Source organism: Pseudomonas khorasanensis (assembly GCF_014268505.2).
GTDB classification, from domain to species: Bacteria; Pseudomonadota; Gammaproteobacteria; order Pseudomonadales; family Pseudomonadaceae; genus Aquipseudomonas; species Aquipseudomonas khorasanensis.
On the sequence record NZ_JABWQP020000001.1, the window covers coordinates 1,342,491 to 1,360,020 of the forward strand.

General features: G+C 55.4%; 14 protein-coding genes. 3 read left to right on the top strand and 11 right to left on the bottom strand.

What is annotated here, in order from left to right:
- Window positions 1-118 precede the first annotated feature (118 nt).
- The 8 genes from HU727_RS06075 to gspG form a co-directional block, all read right to left on the bottom strand.
- Window positions 119-1,231 carry a substrate-binding domain-containing protein gene (locus HU727_RS06075; protein WP_186529169.1) on the bottom strand — a complete coding sequence of 371 codons (1,113 nt, stop codon included), beginning with the start codon at window positions 1,229-1,231 and terminating at the stop codon, window positions 119-121.
- Between the two features lie 487 nt (window positions 1,232-1,718).
- Window positions 1,719-2,930 (bottom strand): type II secretion system inner membrane protein GspF, encoded by a 1,212-nt coding sequence (gspF, locus tag HU727_RS06080; protein ID WP_186529172.1) that lies wholly within the window; start codon window positions 2,928-2,930, stop codon window positions 1,719-1,721.
- A complete protein-coding gene (gene gspE / locus HU727_RS06085) occupies window positions 2,930-4,336 on the bottom strand; it encodes a type II secretion system ATPase GspE (RefSeq protein WP_186529174.1) in 1,407 nt (468 codons plus the stop codon). Before gspE ends, gspF begins: the two co-directional genes overlap by 1 nt.
- Before the next feature lie 172 nt (window positions 4,337-4,508).
- Window positions 4,509-6,863: a type II secretion system secretin GspD gene (gene gspD, locus HU727_RS06090; protein ID WP_186529188.1), complete on the bottom strand. Its 2,355-nt coding sequence runs from the start codon at window positions 6,861-6,863 to the stop codon at window positions 4,509-4,511.
- Window positions 6,860-7,408 (bottom strand): type II secretion system protein GspM, encoded by a 549-nt coding sequence (gene gspM / locus HU727_RS06095; RefSeq protein ID WP_186529190.1) that lies wholly within the window; start codon window positions 7,406-7,408, stop codon window positions 6,860-6,862. Before gspM ends, gspD begins: the two co-directional genes overlap by 4 nt.
- A complete protein-coding gene (gene gspL / locus HU727_RS06100) occupies window positions 7,401-8,528 on the bottom strand; it encodes a type II secretion system protein GspL (protein WP_186529192.1) in 1,128 nt (375 codons plus the stop codon). The genes gspM and gspL overlap by 8 nt, the downstream gene beginning before the upstream one ends.
- Window positions 8,525-9,484, bottom strand: coding sequence for a type II secretion system minor pseudopilin GspK (gene gspK / locus HU727_RS06105; protein ID WP_186529194.1), 960 nt, complete (start codon window positions 9,482-9,484; stop codon window positions 8,525-8,527). Before gspK ends, gspL begins: the two co-directional genes overlap by 4 nt.
- Before the next feature lie 8 nt (window positions 9,485-9,492).
- Window positions 9,493-9,951 (bottom strand): type II secretion system major pseudopilin GspG, encoded by a 459-nt coding sequence (gene gspG, locus HU727_RS06110; RefSeq protein ID WP_024013159.1) that lies wholly within the window; start codon window positions 9,949-9,951, stop codon window positions 9,493-9,495.
- 148 nt (window positions 9,952-10,099) lie between these two features.
- Between gspG and gspI the strand changes: the two genes are divergently transcribed.
- Window positions 10,100-10,486, top strand: coding sequence for a type II secretion system minor pseudopilin GspI (gspI, locus tag HU727_RS06115; protein WP_110600310.1), 387 nt, complete (start codon window positions 10,100-10,102; stop codon window positions 10,484-10,486).
- Window positions 10,487-10,705: 219 nt separating this feature from the next.
- On the opposite strand, the gene HU727_RS06120 is transcribed toward gspI, so the two are convergent.
- The gene (locus HU727_RS06120) at window positions 10,706-11,065 is read right to left on the bottom strand and encodes a DUF6124 family protein (protein ID WP_186529196.1); all 360 of its coding nucleotides are present in this window, start codon (window positions 11,063-11,065) and stop codon (window positions 10,706-10,708) included.
- Between the two features lie 801 nt (window positions 11,066-11,866).
- Here HU727_RS06120 and HU727_RS06125 point away from each other — a divergent pair.
- Together HU727_RS06125 and HU727_RS06130 are read left to right on the top strand one after the other, a co-directional pair.
- On the top strand, window positions 11,867-13,576 hold the full coding sequence (locus HU727_RS06125; protein WP_186529199.1) for an AAA family ATPase: 1,710 nt from the start codon (window positions 11,867-11,869) through the stop codon (window positions 13,574-13,576).
- A 2-nt stretch (window positions 13,577-13,578) separates the two neighbouring features.
- Complete coding sequence (locus tag HU727_RS06130) at window positions 13,579-14,421, top strand: hypothetical protein (RefSeq protein ID WP_186529201.1); 843 nt, start codon at window positions 13,579-13,581, stop codon at window positions 14,419-14,421.
- 946 nt (window positions 14,422-15,367) lie between these two features.
- Here the strand turns inward: HU727_RS06130 and HU727_RS06135 are convergent.
- A complete protein-coding gene (locus HU727_RS06135) occupies window positions 15,368-16,192 on the bottom strand; it encodes a hypothetical protein (protein ID WP_186529203.1) in 825 nt (274 codons plus the stop codon).
- Window positions 16,192-17,091 carry an ion channel gene (locus tag HU727_RS06140; protein ID WP_076562590.1) on the bottom strand — a complete coding sequence of 300 codons (900 nt, stop codon included), beginning with the start codon at window positions 17,089-17,091 and terminating at the stop codon, window positions 16,192-16,194. The genes HU727_RS06135 and HU727_RS06140 overlap by 1 nt, the downstream gene beginning before the upstream one ends.
- Window positions 17,092-17,530: the final 439 nt, after the last annotated feature.

Consider the following 17,530-nt stretch of genomic DNA (forward strand, 5'->3'; position numbering starts at 1 on the left):
GGCGGTTGGCGGGGAGCGCGACCGAACGGATGTCACACAAACTTCATGTTCGAGGAGTAACCGACCAAAAAAAAACGGCAACCCGAAGGTTGCCGCTGTTGCACGTGCGAGGTTGAGCTTACAAAGGACGACCGATAGCGTTGCAGACGCTGGCGTTGTTGATGTCCAGGTTGTTGCCCGAGGTGTTGGTGATGAAGTTGGCGGTTACAGCGGTTTTCCAGGCGTTAGGCACAGCGACGAACTTGTGCGCCTGGGTCGCAGCATTGTTGCCGGGGTTGCCGTAGTGCTTGGTCAGGAAGGCTTTGACGTCGGCGGCTACAGCGGCGTCCTTGTAGCATTGACCGAAGATGAAGTTGGTGTAGGCAGCCAGTTTGTAACCCGAAGCCGGGTTGGCGACCACTGGCGACCAGTTGGCAGGGTTTGCGGCCTGAGCGGCAGTCGAAGGCGCAGCCACCGACGACAGTGCCAGGGTGACGTTCAGCGAAGTCGGCTGAACGCCGTTGACGCGTGCAACCACAGCGTTGCTGGTAGCGTCGACACCGTCTGGACCGACGTAGCCGATGGAACCGTCAACCGCGTTCACGGAAGTGGCGACGTCAGCAGTGCTGGCGACACCGACCCAGTTCGAGGGCAAGGTCGAACCGGCAGGCAGACGAGCGCTGGTGAAGGTGGTGCTGGTGGCGAACTTGGTCGGGCAGACCGAGTTCAGGTGACGGCTGAGGATTTCGGTGGTGCCGCTGGAAACGTTGCGATAAACGACACGGATCGGAGTGGCATCAGCAGTGCCCAGCAGAGCGCCCCATGTGGTTTTGGCACCGGAAAAAGCGTCGCAGAGCTGAGCGCTGGTCAGGTTGAGCGCAGTCTGGCCGGCTTTTTTGTAAGGGATGGCAACCGAAGTGGCCACCGAAGGCAGCTGGATCAGCGGGCCGAAAGAGGTGCGGAAGTTGGTGTTGTAAGTGCTCAGTTCGGTGGCGCTGAGGATCGAGTCGCTGCCGGCGAAATGCACGGTGCCGGTAGTGCTGAAGCCAGCCGGGTTGTTGGTCAGGAAGGCAGTCTTGCCACCGCCGCTACCGATGGCGGCGTAGGAGAAGTTGGCTGGCAGGATGCTGTCGGCAGAACCTTTGTACAGAGCGGCTGGCAGGGTTGCACCACCACCGGTAACGGCCATGGCTTGAGCGGAAGCCAGAGCGGCGACGGTCAGGGAAGCTGCGATCAGAGTGCGCTTGAACATGAAGAATCTCCTTTTCAACTAGGTGGTTAACACAGGTTTTTCGGATGACTTGCATGACGCCGGGAGGCCCCACCTGGCCCTCGCTGACACAGGCCCAAGTGAAGTCGCACTGAGAAATTCGCAGCTTCCAGTGACAGATAAAGGAAAAAACCTCGGGAGCCAGGAAGCGATTTACAGGGGGTTTTCTCGGGGGTTTGTGCAGGGTGATGAGGCGTCTGGGCCCGGGTTTTCGCTGAATCGGGCTGGAGCCGTTGAAAGGCGGTTGCAGATGACAGAACGGAGAACCCGAGGATGGCCGGATTAGCACTCGGGTGATGCTGAGGCTGGTGAAAAAAAGCTGAATGATTTGTTGCCTTGACTGGCCTCTTCGCGAGCAAGCTCGCTCCCACAGGGATTGATGTTGTTAATGCAATTTGCTTCACAACACCGAACACTGTGGGAGCGAGCTTGCTCGCGAAGAGGCCCGATCAGACACCATCAAATGTGGTTATTGCACCAACTGGTTGATCTCGATGATCGGCAACAACACCGCCATCACAATCACCAGCACCACCCCACCCATCACCACGATCATCAGCGGTTCAAGCAACGCCGTCATGCCCATCGCCCGGCGCTCGATATCCCGCGACAACGTCTGCGCCGCGCGCTCCAGCATCGGGGGCAGTGATCCGGTTTTTTCACCGCTGGCGATCAGGTGAATCAGCACCGGCGGGAACACGTTCTCCACCCGCAGCGCGGCGGCGAGGTTGACGCCTTCGCGCACTTTTGCCGTGGCCTCGGTGACGCTCAGGCTCAGGCGATCATTGGACAGCGTCTGCCGCGCCGCCTCCAGGGCGCGCAACAGCGGCACCCCGGCGCCGCCGAGAATCGCCAGGGTCGAGGCGAACCGCGCGGTGTTCAGGCCCAGAATGAAGCGACCAAACAGCGGCAATTTCAGCACCCGATGATGCCAGCTCAACCGCGCCGCCGGATTACGCAAATACAGCCGCCAACTCCAGAACGCCCCGGCGATGATCGCCGCGCACAACCAGCCCCAGGCACGAATAAAGTCACTCGCGGTGAGCATCGCCAGGGTCAGCCCGGGCAAATCCTGCCGCGCCTGGGAAAACGCGCTGACCACCTGCGGCACCACGTAGCTGAGCAGGAAAATCACAATGCCGATCGACACCAGCCCGACCACGCCGGGGTAAATAAACGCTGTAAGAATCTTGCCGCGCAGGTTGTTGCGCTCCTCAATGTAATCGGCCAACCGCTCCATGACCTGCGCCAAATCGCCGGACTCCTCGCCCGCTGCGATCAGCGCACGGTAAATCTCCGGAAAATCCCGAGGCCGCGACGCCAACGATTCAGCCAGGCGCATGCCGCTGCGCACATCGGCGCGCACGGCGCTCAGGGTCTGGGCGATGTGTTTTTTCTCGGCCTGCTCGACGGTGGCACTCAACGCGGCTTCCAGCGGCAGACTGGCACCGAGCAGACTCGACAGTTGCCGCGTGGCCCATGCCAGATCGTTGTCCGACAGCCGCGCACTGAACAACCCACCGCCGCCCTGCCGGGCAACGTTGCTTTCTTCGTGCACCGACAACGCCGTCAGACCCCGCCCGCGCAAGGCACTGAACGCCGCGCTCTGGCTGTCCGCCTCAAGGTGTCCGGACTCGATTTTGCCGGTGGCATCCGCCGCTTCAAAGCGATAGCGATTCATCAGGCGTCCCGTGTGACACGAAGGATTTCTTCCGGCGCGGTGGCACCACTACGAATCCAGCGTTCGCCGTCCTCACGCAAACTGAACATCCCCGCCTTCGACGCCGCAGCACGCAAGGCCTGCTCCCCTGCCCCTTGGTGAATCAGGGTGCGGATGTCGTCGTCGATGCAAAACAGTTCATGAATGCCGGTGCGGCCGCTGTAACCGGTTTGATTGCACGCCGCGCAACCGACCGGGCGCCAGGTGCCGGGCGTGGCCGGGTCTTCCTGTTTGCATTGATTGCACAGGCGCCGCACCAGCCGTTGCGCGAGTACCCCGAGCATCGATGAGGCCAGCAGAAACGGTTCGACACCCATGTCCACCAGCCGGTTGACCGCCGACACCGCGTCGTTGGTGTGCAGCGTCGCCAGCACCAGGTGGCCGGTCAACGAAGCCTGGACAGCGATTTGCGCGGTCTCCAGGTCGCGGATTTCGCCGATCATGATGATGTCCGGGTCCTGGCGCAGAATCGCCCGCAGCGCCAAGGCAAACGTCATGTCGATCTTGGCGTTGACCTGAATCTGGCTGATCCCGGGCAGGTCGTATTCCACCGGATCTTCCACCGTGAGAATGTTGCTGGTGCTCGCGTCCAGACGCGCGAGTGCCGCATAGAGGCTGGTGGTTTTGCCGCTGCCGGTCGGCCCGGTGACCAACACAATGCCGTGGGGCTGGCGGATCAGATGATCGAGTTTGGCCAGCACTTGCGCATCCATGCCCAACGTCTCCAGCTGCAGGCGCCCGGCCTGCTTGTCGAGCAAGCGCATCACCACGCGTTCGCCATGGCCGGTTGGCACCGTGGACACACGAATATCAATCGGCCGCCCGGCCACCCGCAGCGCGATGCGGCCGTCCTGCGGCAAACGTTTTTCAGCGATATCGAGTTGCGCCATGATCTTGATCCGCGACACCAGCGCACCGTGCAACGCCTTGCGGGGCGAGACCACGTCACGCAGCGTGCCGTCGACGCGATAGCGCACCACCGAATGGGTTTCGAAGGGCTCGATGTGAATGTCGCTGGCCTCGTCACGCGCCGCTTGCGTCAGCAGTGCGTTGATCATGCGAATCACCGGCGCTCCGTCCTGGGTGTCGAGCAGGTCGGTGATTTCCGGCATGTCCTGCATCAACCGATCAAGGTCGACTTCGTTCTCGGCGGCGCCCACCACCGCCGCCGCACTGCCGGTGTCGGCATAAGCGCTGGCGAGCAGACCGTCGAGTTCGTCATCGCGCACCCGCTCGATTGGCGTCGCGCCGAACTGACGGCGCACCTCGCTGACCGACCAGCCGGGCGTCGACGGACACACCAACAACACGCCGTCGCGCAACAGAATGCGCTGCGCCTTGGCCCAGGCATACGGCAACCGACTCAAGACAAACACCTCCTTGTAGGAGCTGCCGAAGGCTGTGATCGTTGATCGTTCCCACGCTCTGCGTGGGAATGCCTCTTCCGGCGCTCTGCGTCGGCTCTGGGACGCAGAGCGTCCCTTGCTGCATTCCCACGCGGAGCGTGGGAACGATCAGGATCGCAACAGATCGTGATGTTCATTGAATGGGCACTGCCTTGATCGTTGCGCGCGGGCCTGAAGGCGGCACACCTTGAGCGGAGTTCGGCAATTGCGGCGCCTGCATGTCCGGCATCGCCCAGCTGCGCTCCGGCTGCAATCCGCCCTGGGCGCGGCGCATGAAATCGTAGCGGTTCAGCGTAATGCTGCGCCCCGCTTCGCTGTCGCGGATGATGTACGGGCGCAGGAAGACCATCAAATTGGTCTTGGTGATCGCCCGACGCTCGTTGCGAAACAGCGCGCCAATCCCCGGAATCGTCGACAACCAAGGCACCGCGTCGTTGCTCTGGCTGTAGCCGTCCTGGAGCAAGCCGCCGAGCACCATGATCTGGCCGTCATCCAGCAGGATGCTGGTGTCGATCGCCCGTTTGTTGGTGACGATCCCCGCCGAGGTCACGCTGTTGGAGGCGCGCTCATCGATGCTGCTGACCTCTTGATAGATATCCAGCTTGACCGTGCCGCCTTCGGAAATCTGCGGCCGTACGTTGAGCTTGAGGCCGACCTCTTCGCGGGTCACGGTCTGGAACGGGTTGTTGCTGGTGCCACCGCCGCCAGTGACGTAGCTGCCGCTGACAAAAGGGATGGTCTGGCCGACAAAAATGCTCGCCGCTTCGTTGTCCAGGGTCAGCAAATTCGGCGTTGACAACACGTTGGTACCACCCTTGCTTTTCAATGCCCGGGCCAGCACTTTCAGGTCCAGAATCTTGCCGATCCCGGGGATGTCGACGGTGCCGTTGACGTAGCCGAGATTCAAACCCTGAGGCAGCACATCGATGCTGGTCTTCCCACTGGTGTTGAGACCCGCACCACCAAGGTTGGCGCCACCGATCACGCCGTTGCCGGCGAGATTGCCGGTTTGCCATTGCACGCCGAATTCGCTGGCATCGTCCTCGCCGACCTCGACGATCAGGCTTTCGATCACCACTTGCGCACGGCGCTGATCAAGCAAATCGATGACTTCGCGCAGGTTGCGATACAGCGGCTCCGGGGCTGAAATCAGCAGCGTGTTGGTCGTGGCGTCGGCCTGAATCGTCACGCCGCCGGCGCTGAAGGCGACGTTCTGTTCGCTGCTCTGCGTGCCGCCACTGCTGGCGCCGCCGCCACTGCCCTGCGCATAGCTGCCGCCGGTTCCGCCGCTGCTGGTCGTGGTTGACGTGCCAGTGCTGGGCGTACTGCTTTGGCCGTTCTGAGCACCATTACCGCCGGTGCTGCTGCCCATCGAGCTGAGCACCGAACGCGCCGCGTCGCTGGTGCCGCTGTCGCTTTCACCGGTGAGCAAACCGCGCAAGGCTTGCGCCAGTTTTGCCGCCTGGGCGTTGCGCAAATAGACCACATGCAGATTGCTCGGATTGCTCTGCGCATTGTCGAGTTTGTAGATCAGGTTGCGCGCCAGCTCAGTGCGCTCGGGACTGCCGGCACGGATGATGATGGTGTTGGAACGTGGGTCGCCGATCACCGCGATTTTCTGCGTCGGATCATTACCCGGCGCATCGAGCAGGTCGGCGACCATCGGTGCGATGTCGGCAGCAATGCCGTTCTGGATCTGCACCACATCGGTGTCGATCGCGCTCGGCGTGTCGATGCTGTCGATCAACTGCGCGACGCGGGTCAGGTTCTCGGCGTAATCGGTAATGACGATGGTGTTGTTGCCCGGATAGGCGTTGATCGGATTGTTCGGCGATACGATCGGGCGCAGCACCGGGATCAGGTTGACCGCGTTCTCGTATTGCAGGCGAAACGTGCGCGTGAGCATGCCGTTGTCGGCCGGTTTGTCGGCGCTGTAAATCGGCCCGCCGAGCAATTTCGCGTCGGCCTCTGGCACCACTTGGGCGACACCGCCAACGTCGACCACGCTGAAACCCTGCATGCGCAATGCAGCGAGCAGCATGTCGTAAGCCTGCCGTGCCGGCACCTGACCTTCGGAGACCAGGGTCAGAGTGCCCTTGACCCGAGGATCGACCAGAAACTGCTGCCCGGTGGCACGCGACAACGCACGCACGACCGCCTGAATATCCGCCTCGACGAAATTCAGCGTCACCGGTTGCTCGCCCAACGGATTGCGCGGGGTCGCATTGCTCGGCGCAGCGCCGCCACTGCGCCCGCGCTGGCTGATGTTGTGCAATTGCTTCGGCACCGGCCGCGCCTGGGCTTGCGCGCGTTCGCGATCAGCAACCGCATCGCCGCTGCGTTGGGTGTTGGCCAGCGGCCGGCCCAGTTCACTGTCGACCAGCAGTGGCGGCTGGTTTTGCGGAGCCGTGGTGCTGTTACACGCGCTCAACGCCATCAGCAACAACGGCAGCGCCAGACGTGCCGGTTTGCAGCGTGACTCCTTCATGAAGCTTCCTTAGCGCCCTGCGCCTGATCCATGCGAACGGTGCCTGACAAAGTGCCGGCGGTGACTTCGGTGGAGGCCTCGCTTGCGCGTCGCAACTGCGCCTCGACCACGTGCAGAGAAAGTTGTGACGGCTGGCTCAGCAGCCAGTCGAGCAGCGCATCGGCGGGTGCGGCGTCGATATTCAACTGCCACGAACCGCCGTCTGCCGCTTGTAATCGGAAGTGCCCGGCCAGACCCGCCGCTTGCAGACTTTGCTCCAGCGATTGGTTGATGCTCAGCCCTTGCGCACGCACATTGACGCCGCGCAACAGCACTTCAAGCGCTTCGGTCTGGGCGCGCAGCTTGGGCGTTTCGCTTTGCCAAAAAGTGATCTTGGCCAACGGCGGCTTGACCAGGGTCAGCCAGACCAGCAGACCGATCAGCACCACGGCCATGCCGCCGACCATGCGTTTTTCGCGCAGTGCCAACGGCTGCCAGCGCGCCTGCAACTGGCCGCTGAAGCGCTGCCAGCGCGCACGGTAAATCGCCAGCGTCGCCCTACTCATCGTCTGCTCCGCTGCTGTCGTCTTCGGTTGTGTTTTCGTTTGCGGTCGCCTCGCCAGCCGGGCGCAGCGTCCAGCCCTCGTCATCGGCGCTGACGCTGATCCCCGCCTGGGCCAACGTGCTTTGCAAGTCCTTGTCGTTACCGCCACGGCGTGCATCGCTGAGCAGCGCCAGTTGCAAAGCACCGTCGCGATACGTCAGGCGCTCGACACTGCCGGCCATGAACGGCATGCCAGTACCGGCCTGCAACACCAGTCGATTGAAGTTCTGCGCCGGATCGTCGACCGCACCTTTTTGCCGCTGCTCCAGTTGCTGACGCGCCTGCTGCAGCGGGTTAAGAATCACCGGCAATTCGGGGAAGGCCTGTTTGACCCGCTGACTCATTTGCGCCTTGAGCTGCTGGCCCTGCCGCGCTTCGCGGGCGGCGTAGAGATTCAGGCCGATCACCCAGACCGCCACGGCCACAGCCACACAACCCGCCGCACGACCCCAACCGCGTTGCTCGCCGCCGGTCTGCTGCAAGCCGCCGTGCAAACCCCAACCCGGCAAAGGACCGGTCCAGCGTTGCGTTGCCTCCGGTTCGAACGATGCTTGCTCAACGTCGTCACCGAGCAGCGGCTCAACCTGCGCATGCTGCAAACTTTCGCGTTTGAGTAAATGACCGTCCCGCACGCAAACGACAACGTCCGACGACACCGGCAGGCTGTAAGGCGCGGGATACAAACCGCTCAGGCTCAAACCCGACTGCTTGAGCACGGCGGCCAGACGCTGCAAGTGCTGCCGCGACACCCACGCGATCTGCACTCTCCCGCTTGCATCGCGGGGGCTGTGCCCGATATGCATCAAGGCACTGTCGCCCAGCATCAAGGCCTGCGCCGCACACTGCACGGCGGCGACAATTTTGCTGGCGGGCAGCGGCGGTAGATCGAGGCTCGCGAGCAGGCTGTCGGCCGGGTGCAGAAAACACAGCAACGACGGCTGTTTTGGCCGTTGCCCCAACTGACTCAGCGTCAGCCGTTCTTCAAGACTGACCTGGCCCTGACGATCCAGCCACGCGCAGCTCACTTCGCTGTGCAACTCCAGCTCCGCCAACGGCGGCAATGCAACGCGCAACTGACTCATGCACCCACCCGCGACCAGATCACCTGCGGCAACCGATCCTCGCTGCGGTGCAGCAAAGCATCAAGGCTGACCCGCCGCTTATCACGCCGCGCCTCGCCGCGCAAACGGAACCAGTCACTGGTAATGCCGACCTTCACATCGCTCATTTCCAGCTGCGGCATGCGCAAGCGATTCACAAAATCGCCACGATTGATAAACCAGCGCCCGGCATCGCGCTCAACAATCAACGCCGCTGCCCGCTCCAGCGAAAGCCCCGGCACATACGCCGCGAGTACCTGCGCCGTGGCGGTGTTGCCGTTGATCCAGGTCGTCGCCGGAATTACCGTCACGTAAGGCGTCAGTTGAACGATCAGCGCATCCGTCACCCCTTCGACACTGCGCAGATCATCCAGCGTGCGCAGCATCGGCACCTTTGGCGGTTGCGGTTTTTGGGCGGCATCGGGCGAAGTGGCGCGGCCACTGTCGAGCCCCGCAGTGCCGGTCGAGCCAATTTGCGCATTCAGCAGATGCGGATAGCCGGCGATCACCCGCTGGCGGATGCGCTGGGTGACAACGGCACTCACACCGATCAGCGCACACAAACGCTCGAACGCTTGCACCTGCGACTCATCAATCCGCTCGTTAGCGACCAGATTGCGCAGGTTGAACTTGCCCTGCTCATCCTCCAGACGCCCCGCAAAATCCGCTGCCAGCAACGGCTGCGCCCAGGGCTGATCACGCCGAGTCAATGGGTCACGCAGCCGCGCATCCCATAGCAACTGTCGGCTGATCTCCAGGCCACCCTGCGCCACCCAGCGCCCCTGCACCCGCTGCTGATCGGCCTCCAGCGCACGGGTCGACACGCTCTGGCGCGTCAACATCCCCGCCGCAATCACCGCCACCACGGCAGCAATCAACAACGCGCTGATGATCGCCATACCCCGTTGCTTCGCCCCGTTGAGCGAACGCGTATTCATGGCCGGCCTTACAGCTGCCAGGAACCGATATCGGCATTCACGCCATCGCCGTCAGGCTGTCCATCGGCGCCGAGGGAAAAGATATCGACCTCGCCATTCGCGCCGGGGTTGAGGTACTGATAAGGACGACCCCACGGGTCATTCGGCAAACGCTCCAGGTACGAACGCCAGTTGCTGTTCTTCGCATCCGCCGGCCGCTCGACCAACACCTTCAGCCCCTGATTCATGCTCGGATACGTGCCGTGATCGAGGCGATACAACTTCAACGCCTGCATCAACCCACCAATATCCTGCTTCGCCGCCGTCGCCCGCGCCTGATCCGGCCGGTCAAGCACCTTGGGCACCACCATCGCCGCCAGAATCCCCAGAATCACCACCACCACCATGATCTCGATCAAGGTAAAACCCTGCTGGCTACGCGGCATGCGCGGTGACTGACTGAGCGTGTTCAAAGGTGCGATATCCATCTCGACATTCCCTGGCTTGATCCGAATTCGACGCGCAGTGTTGCAAGAAGATATGTCAGGGATGTTGAAAATCCTCGGGTGTTTCCGTCGTCAAGCCGTCAAGGACGGGGGTTAGCGTCGAGGGCTGGGTTTTGGTTTTGGGCCATGTATGCGCGCGCGAACGCGAGAGGAAGGATTCACCCTGATTGAAGTGCTGGTGGCACTGGCAATCATCGCCGTCGCCATGTCCGCCGCCGTGCGCGTCGCGGGGTTGATGACGCAGAGCAGTGGGGTTTTAAGGGATCGGTCGGTGGCGATGATTGCCGCGCAGAGCCGGATGGCTGAGCTACGGCTGGAAGGTCGATTGCCGAATGGGGTGAAGGCTGTTGAATGTGATCAAGGACGGCTTATGTTGCGCTGTGAACAGGTAATCGCCAGCGCAGAGAATGGACGGTTGCTCAAGGTTGGAATCCAAGTATTTGATCGCAATCAGGATGCGCCGCCGTTGGCCAGACTGGAGACCCTGTTGTCACGGCCAGGAAGCCCCTCACCCTAGCCCTCTCCCGAGGGAGAGGGAACCGATTCGGGGATGTTCGAGAAATACGCCGACCTGAACGCATCGCTCTGAATCCATAATCAACGCGGTCGCTCAGGTCGATGTAAAACGCAAGACACCTCGGTCGGCCCCCTCTCCCTCCGGGAGAGGGCTGGGGTGAGGGGCTTTTCTGGCGCACCTAAAATCCCAAGGCGCAGCGCCGGACCAAGGCCAACAACATCACCCCGCCACCTCCAAATTATCCATCACCCGATTCACCGCCAGCTCCCCCAACATGATCAGTTGAGCAACCCCCAACAACGCCCGCCGCTGCGGCGCCGGCAACAGACTGGAAATGTCCTGAGCAATCGTCTTCGCCGAAGCAAGCGTTTCACTCGCATCAGCCAGCAGTTCTTCATTCTTGGTATCCGCCGTCACCGCATACATCCCCCGCGCCTTACGCGGCGGAGGCAGGAGATTATTGGGAGTAAGGTAATGATCTAGCGCGCGGTCGGCGGCTTCGTGGAGCTTGTTGGAATCGAGGGATTCGTAGGGAGACGTGGAGTCGGTTTCGGGCGGGTTGGGTGTTGGTTTGATCATGAGTGAATCTCCAAATCATAGAAAAGGAGCCATCATCTTTTCGCTACCAAACGAAGGGGGTGGTGGCCATACGAAGGTTGGTAGACCGGTGACTTGGAAAACCGGCGCGCCCGAAGACGCCCTGCGCATGGCCACCATAAAGCAACAGCCCCTAAAAGGACTGAATCGGGTGACGCAATGCGCCAAGTCTAAGCCGGGCTACCAAACCCGATCGCTGATTCGTCAGCGACCCGACCACAATAGAACCCGCCCCCAAGGCGCACAAGCCGGCGGATTCTGGCGCAGCTGTAGGCAAAGGCGCAAGGATGTGTAGCCTGGGAGCGTGACTGGAGATGTCTTTTTAAACGCTGGTGTTTATGAGCTGAATTTGCGTTACGTCACGATTGGAGTTTCGTTCCGTAAATCACTGCAAAGCTGTATTTCATACGTGAAAACGAGTGCAGCTATCGACCAAAAGTGGACCTTGGATGTCGCAAATCTAAATTGAGAAGCGATCAAGCACTGGCAACCTAGCTTGACGCGCGCGAGTCGCGTTACCACATCGCCGCGCATCAACTCATGCATACTCAGCGCCATAAGCAAAAATGACTTCTTCCTGTGATTTAACGGTGCATAGCTGCCTTCTGCGCATCCCCTCTACCTGATCGGGTGCCCTAGCCTTACTCGATATCATTCTGCTAGCATCTCAAAAAAAACCGTAGCACATAAAAGTACGGTAATAAGCGAACGATAAAAGTGCGACGTAAATAAATTCAGTCGAAAGCATTGGAGCTTTCAAGATTTCATCAAAGGATTAAAGGGATGTGGGAAATTAAGTTTCACGAGGAAGCTAGATCGCTTGATGGCCCGAATCAAGTTTTAATATATGCGACTGGATCGGGTTGGAATGATTTCGGATATACGTTGCGTGTAAATGTGAGAGTTTTGGTTAACGGCTTACTCACAGATATACCAGCACGACTACTGCCATTTGTGGAAGATACGCCTCAACCTTCAGTAACCGAATGGATAAAATACCTACGATCTGCGAATACAGACGAAACAAAATGGAAAACCCCCAATAAAATCTTCCCCAACTATTCACTAGTTTTTGCTTCCCAACAAAGCTACAGCGATCTTGCCAGCAAAATACCAAGAGCGGATTTTGATAGCCTTCTTACTTCCATACAAGAAATAAATGCCAACCTACATGCCGGAAATCTTAGCTCTAGCACATACGCTAAAATCATCGAAACTCAGCAATTCAAGGTTGCTGTACTTAGGGATCTAGGTCCATATAAGGCTTTTCGCTTTGGTTATAAATCAGCGTTTCGCAGACAACCGCTAGTAGAAGCTAAAATCCCTTTTAGCTTTTCAACGAAGTTACAGGGCTTTCAAAACAAACACACAATAGGCTTTCCGTATCACGAGATAGAGTTTATCCCTGATAGAATTCATTGCCTTATTGGAGTGAACGGGGTCGGAAAAACAAGGTACCTTAATAATCTAGTATTGGGAATAGCTGCCAAGCTGAACTCGGATTTACCAGAAGGACAAAGATCTGAGCTGTATGACATAAATGATAAGACAACGAGCGCATCGAACTTAGGAATAGATGAATCGGATTGGATGCAACTTCCTTCGTACAGTAGAATAATAGTCTACTCATCAGACCCTGGAAATATTTTTCCTCGCACTACCAATCTCGCAGGGCCTCTCGATTATCAATATTTTGATATCGGCCTGGACAGTTCGGAAACTCTTCCACGATTGCTTGTTGACATAATACGAAACGAAGCTGACTTAATTGGCACTGAAAGTCGATTTATATTATTAAAAAAAATCCTCCAAAAAGTTATACCTTCGGCGCAGTTACTAGTCCCTATACTTGCAGAGGCCACTAGCACGTCATACATAACTGACGAGGCGGGCAATCAATGGGCAGGGATTAACGCGATCAGAGGAGGAGAAATGAGATTGCTGGAGATCTTGGGCGATATCGATTTTTCGCGCGATCTAGCATTCAGGGCAGATGAAAACCTAGCAGTTCCTCTAAGTAGTGGGCAGAAAATGTATTTTCGGTTTGCAACACATTTCCTAACATCTGCAAACCAAGGCACCATTGTATTAATTGACGAACCAGAAACCCATCTTCACCCGAATCTTGTAACCGAATTCATGAACCTGCTTTATATGGTTCTCAAAGCAACATCCTCCGTCGCGTTAATTGCGACTCACTCTGCATATGTCGTCCGCGAAGTACCTTCACACTGCGCGCACGTAATAAAAACAGACAATTCAAAAAACGTAAGTGTTGAGAGGGTATATATGAATACTCTTGGCGCGAGCGTAACCGCATTATCAAACTCCGTCTTCGGAGATAGCTTAATTACATCGTTTCACAGTAAAATAGCTTCTGAGATTGCGGACTCCTCTTTAAACCTTAACGAAATAGTGGATAGATATAATGGGTTTTTAAGCATGGATATGCTTGTAAAAATAAGAGAGCTAATGAAGCATCAAGGAGAATGACATTGAGATCCCTCTCCTATAAACGAATTTTCGATAGAACTATACTTGAAAGCGTCCTCGCCCATTACACAAGCCTGGTTGGAATTAGCGGGCAAATAAAAAATTCCTATCGTCAATATGTGTTAAAAAAAGGATCGCCCTCGATTGTCCCCATTGAGGTGAGTGAAGCGCAGCGTGGAGATTTTGAAAATGCCTACTCCAATAAACCAGTGAGCGCGGGTCTTAACTGGATCTCAGAGCTTTATATTAATGGGCTCAACAGTTGCCCATTCTGTGGAGGTGACGGTGCACGGACAATTGAGCATTATTTACCCCAAGCATCATATCCGGAGTTTTCAGTTTACAGCCTAAATCTGTTGCCGTCCTGCGGGAGCTGCAATAGCAAAAGAAACTCGTTAAATGCTCATGGAGCCACTACGAGTCCCCTTCATCCTTATTTCGACAAACAGATATTAAAGAAACTAAATGTTTACACTGTTGTAAACTTTGATTGTGGCATTATCGGCTTTCACCTTACATACGACCGCACACCGTTTAATGATGAGGAACAGCTGCGCATTGACTACCATATCGAAATTTCATTAGATGAAACCTCCTACATTAATAGAACACTAGATTCATTGGAAACGCTGAGAATTTCTGCAGAGAAATATAATTCAGCCACAGAATTTCGCAAGCAAGTAATTGATGATCAAATTTATATAAGCGAGAGGAAAAAAGATTACAACTCTTGGCACCACGCTCTTTGCAAGGGTCTCGCTGCTCTCTCGAACGATAATTTACACGCGATCTTTGGAGATTCATTTAATTTACGCGCGCCCCCTCCATCGAATGAATCCGACTAAGACAGGAAGGTTTTGCCATGTTAAATATATAAAGCTGACTTAGGCCTTTGGAAAGCGGCTTGGTCAGCGTGAGTGTCTCAATCGTCTCATCTCCACACACGTTGACTACAGTGGGCATTTCGGACCGGTCGATTATTAAGTATCGGAAAACGCGGATTGATTAGGGATCACATAAATATGCCGACTACCCTCTCGTGCATTGTTTGTCACAGCAGTAAGACATCGGCAGTAGCCCATATTGTTCCCGAGTTGTGAGATGGGACAAATGCCCCGATAGGAAGACCGGATTACCTGTGATCGCTGCAATCAATACTTTGGGCAAAAAGTTGAGTCTAAGGCACTGCATAGCTTTCCATTTAAGGGCTATCGTCTTCTACAAGGAGTGCCCTGGAAGAAGGGACGCTTCGTTCGGATGGATACCTTGCGTGGGAAAGTGGAGGCATCCAGAGCGCCCAGAATTATTTAACTGGAATCGCGAAGCTATCAACTACGAAATCTAGTTAAAACAGGGCGGGTACCCAGCTTCATCTGATAGCCGAAGTCTCAGAACCATTCGCAGTGGCTCGTATGCTACTGAAGATTAGACTTGAATAATTAGGGAAGCACTTTTATAACGTGGCAGTCTCGAGCCGTATGGAAAAGCTCGTGCTTTCGCTCGAAGACCGGAGAGAGGCGATACGTGGTGGCTTATTCTTTGTACTAATCCGAGCGAGATACTCGACACGAAAGTTCAAGGCGAAGTTCCCATTGAGATAAGGGAGCAAGAGGCGGGAGACTTTTCGGCCATGCATCTCCCTAGAGTTACAACTCTAGCCCCGCGGAAAAAGACAGCTTTGCCGCTAATTTCGGCAAGCTTGCCGGAGCCTCGTCTTTCGAGCTATATACTAATGACCGAAAGGAAATTGATTTTTTCTGATCCGGAAAAACTCCTAAAATTATCAAACCATCAAACACTGAACGTATGCATTCTTACTATTCTGGAGATGTCAGATCTAAGAGATCTTTTATTGTAGTTATGGAGCTTCATCTTCATCATAAACTCATCATCCTGATGCTCCTTATTTAGAATAGCCCTTTCTATCAACCTTTCACTCCAATAGTCTCGCGGACATTCGGATAACTTTGCCCAGTCTGTCTTTCCGCCCCTCGCTATGTCGACTGCCTCGGCTAGAATCGCAAAACATGCCTGCTTGGCTAAACCCGAGTCGAAACCTAACTTCGTCGCAGCCGAATTCCAAGCTGAAGCTCTATAACGATATTTGCCTTCCCTCAAAAGCAGCATTGTTGCAATTTGATCTGCATTTAAACCATATGCTTTCATTGCGTCAAGATAGCCAAAAGTGTAAACCCCCTTGATTGCATTCTTACAGTAAAGACAGGTCCGAAGTGCAACATAAAGAATATCGCAGAGCCAAAGCTCGCCAAGTGCGCTATTAGGAAACCACTCCAAACTTGTTACAGCCCGCGCGGTTTCTTTATATAGAGTGCGAACTTGCCTAACAGACGGGCGAAATCCGCGAAACTCTTCAAACAAAGATTCGTCACCATCGATAAAAATACCATCGACGTCCAAATGCGTAAGAAATAGGGAACCTTTAGAACGCATCCGTCTCATAGTCTCCAAGGAGTAAAAGGCCAGCTCGCCATATTTCTCGACAAGCAGGCTAAAGGCTGGCGAGCTACCCGACCAGATACAAATCACATCTACATCGCTATGAAGGTTAGCATCACCCCTAGCAGTAGATCCACACTGTATTATGGAAAATGCCACTACTTTACAATCCTCTTTACAATGATTGCGGTAACTACTGCACACCAAGCAATTGATGAAAGAAGCAAAACTATTGTAATTACCATGGGAGCAAGCTCATGACGCGGCGTGATCTCGCCATACCCAACCGTCGTCAGTGATACAACTGTAAAATACAAGGTCTCAAAAAACGTTCCATTCTCAGATTTTACATTTCCGTCAAGAAGCCAAGCGAATCCGAGAATTGAAACTAGCGTCATAAAAAGAGTGTTCTTAATTCCGTAACCATGCCCTAACAAATAATCAAACAACAACCCCTTTAGAAATCTATAAATTTCCGGGTAATTTCCATAGAGATATTGATACCTACGGTAAAACTGAAATTTCCGATCAGAATGCATTGCAAACTCTTCTTGATGCATGCTCTTGGAGTTATTGTACACTGACTGAAAAAGCCCAGCATTGACATTCGCTCTAAACCAATGCCATTCTTTGCTGAAAATGAAAGACCTTGGATCTATATAGGTGTCCTTAAACCTTGCTTTGTAAAAGAAGCACTCGCGAAATTCGCAGTCATGAAACTCGACCCCCACGAACGCCGCCCCATTGAACATACAGCCGACAAATATACAATTTTTAAATGTAAATTCCTCTATGATCTTGTGTGAAAAAATACACTTCGTGAAAGTTTTTCCTGACACCTGTCTTTCTTTAGGCGTTATTGAATCAAAATCAAAGTTTATAAAGCAAAATGAAATTTCAGGAGAGCTAGGCAAACTCTTGATGGATATCGTCTGGGTGATTTCTTCAGAGATGCCAAAACCTCCACCACCGTTTGGGACAACATGAACTTTAATTTTTTGTAATAACTTAACCGCCACCCCATTAAACATTCTCCGACCCTTTTCGTTATTTTTCATTCTGGAACTTTCCCGAACTCACTCGCGTTTCAGTAAAAGTGTGGCACCAAGCCCCTGTGAATTATATTCCAAACAATGCACACAGGCTCCTAGCATAATATGAACTTTCTTGTTATCAGGCCAGCCTCTTAGAGTGCTCACGCCGCTAAAAAGGTCGGGAAATATCAAACTGGAAGAATTTTGGATAGCTAAATGTCAGACAGTCAACCATACACGCAGGGATAACACCATCTGAGGCTCTGAGCCTTGACGTCATTGGTATATTTATGGCGAGCGACTGGATACGTGCCAATCCTTCAAGTTAGCGATTTATTTATGCCTTCTTGGAACCCGTTGTCACGGGGCAACCCTCCACGAACACTCTTCATTTTTCGGTCTTGTTTCACGTAGAAGCACTTGAATCAATTGTATTGGAGGCAAGGTCCCAATCGAGACGGTA

Bases quoted from the DNA above. Each gene is read 5' to 3' on its own strand.
- HU727_RS06075 (WP_186529169.1), bottom strand. From the start codon at position 1,231: ATGTTCAAGCGCACTCTGATCGCAGCTTCCCTGACCGTCGCCGCTCTG.
- gspK (WP_186529194.1), bottom strand. From the start codon at position 9,484: ATGAATACGCGTTCGCTCAACGGGGCGAAGCAACGGGGTATGGCGATC.
- gspI (WP_110600310.1), top strand. From the start codon at position 10,100: ATGCGCGCGCGAACGCGAGAGGAAGGATTCACCCTGATTGAAGTGCTG.
- HU727_RS06140 (WP_076562590.1), bottom strand. From the start codon at position 17,091: ATGAAAAATAACGAAAAGGGTCGGAGAATGTTTAATGGGGTGGCGGTT.
- HU727_RS06125 (WP_186529199.1), top strand. From the start codon at position 11,867: ATGTGGGAAATTAAGTTTCACGAGGAAGCTAGATCGCTTGATGGCCCG.
- gspD (WP_186529188.1), bottom strand. From the start codon at position 6,863: ATGAAGGAGTCACGCTGCAAACCGGCACGTCTGGCGCTGCCGTTGTTG.
- gspL (WP_186529192.1), bottom strand. From the start codon at position 8,528: ATGAGTCAGTTGCGCGTTGCATTGCCGCCGTTGGCGGAGCTGGAGTTG.
- HU727_RS06120 (WP_186529196.1), bottom strand. From the start codon at position 11,065: ATGATCAAACCAACACCCAACCCGCCCGAAACCGACTCCACGTCTCCC.
- gspF (WP_186529172.1), bottom strand. From the start codon at position 2,930: ATGAATCGCTATCGCTTTGAAGCGGCGGATGCCACCGGCAAAATCGAG.
- gspG (WP_024013159.1), bottom strand. From the start codon at position 9,951: ATGGATATCGCACCTTTGAACACGCTCAGTCAGTCACCGCGCATGCCG.
- gspM (WP_186529190.1), bottom strand. From the start codon at position 7,408: ATGAGTAGGGCGACGCTGGCGATTTACCGTGCGCGCTGGCAGCGCTTC.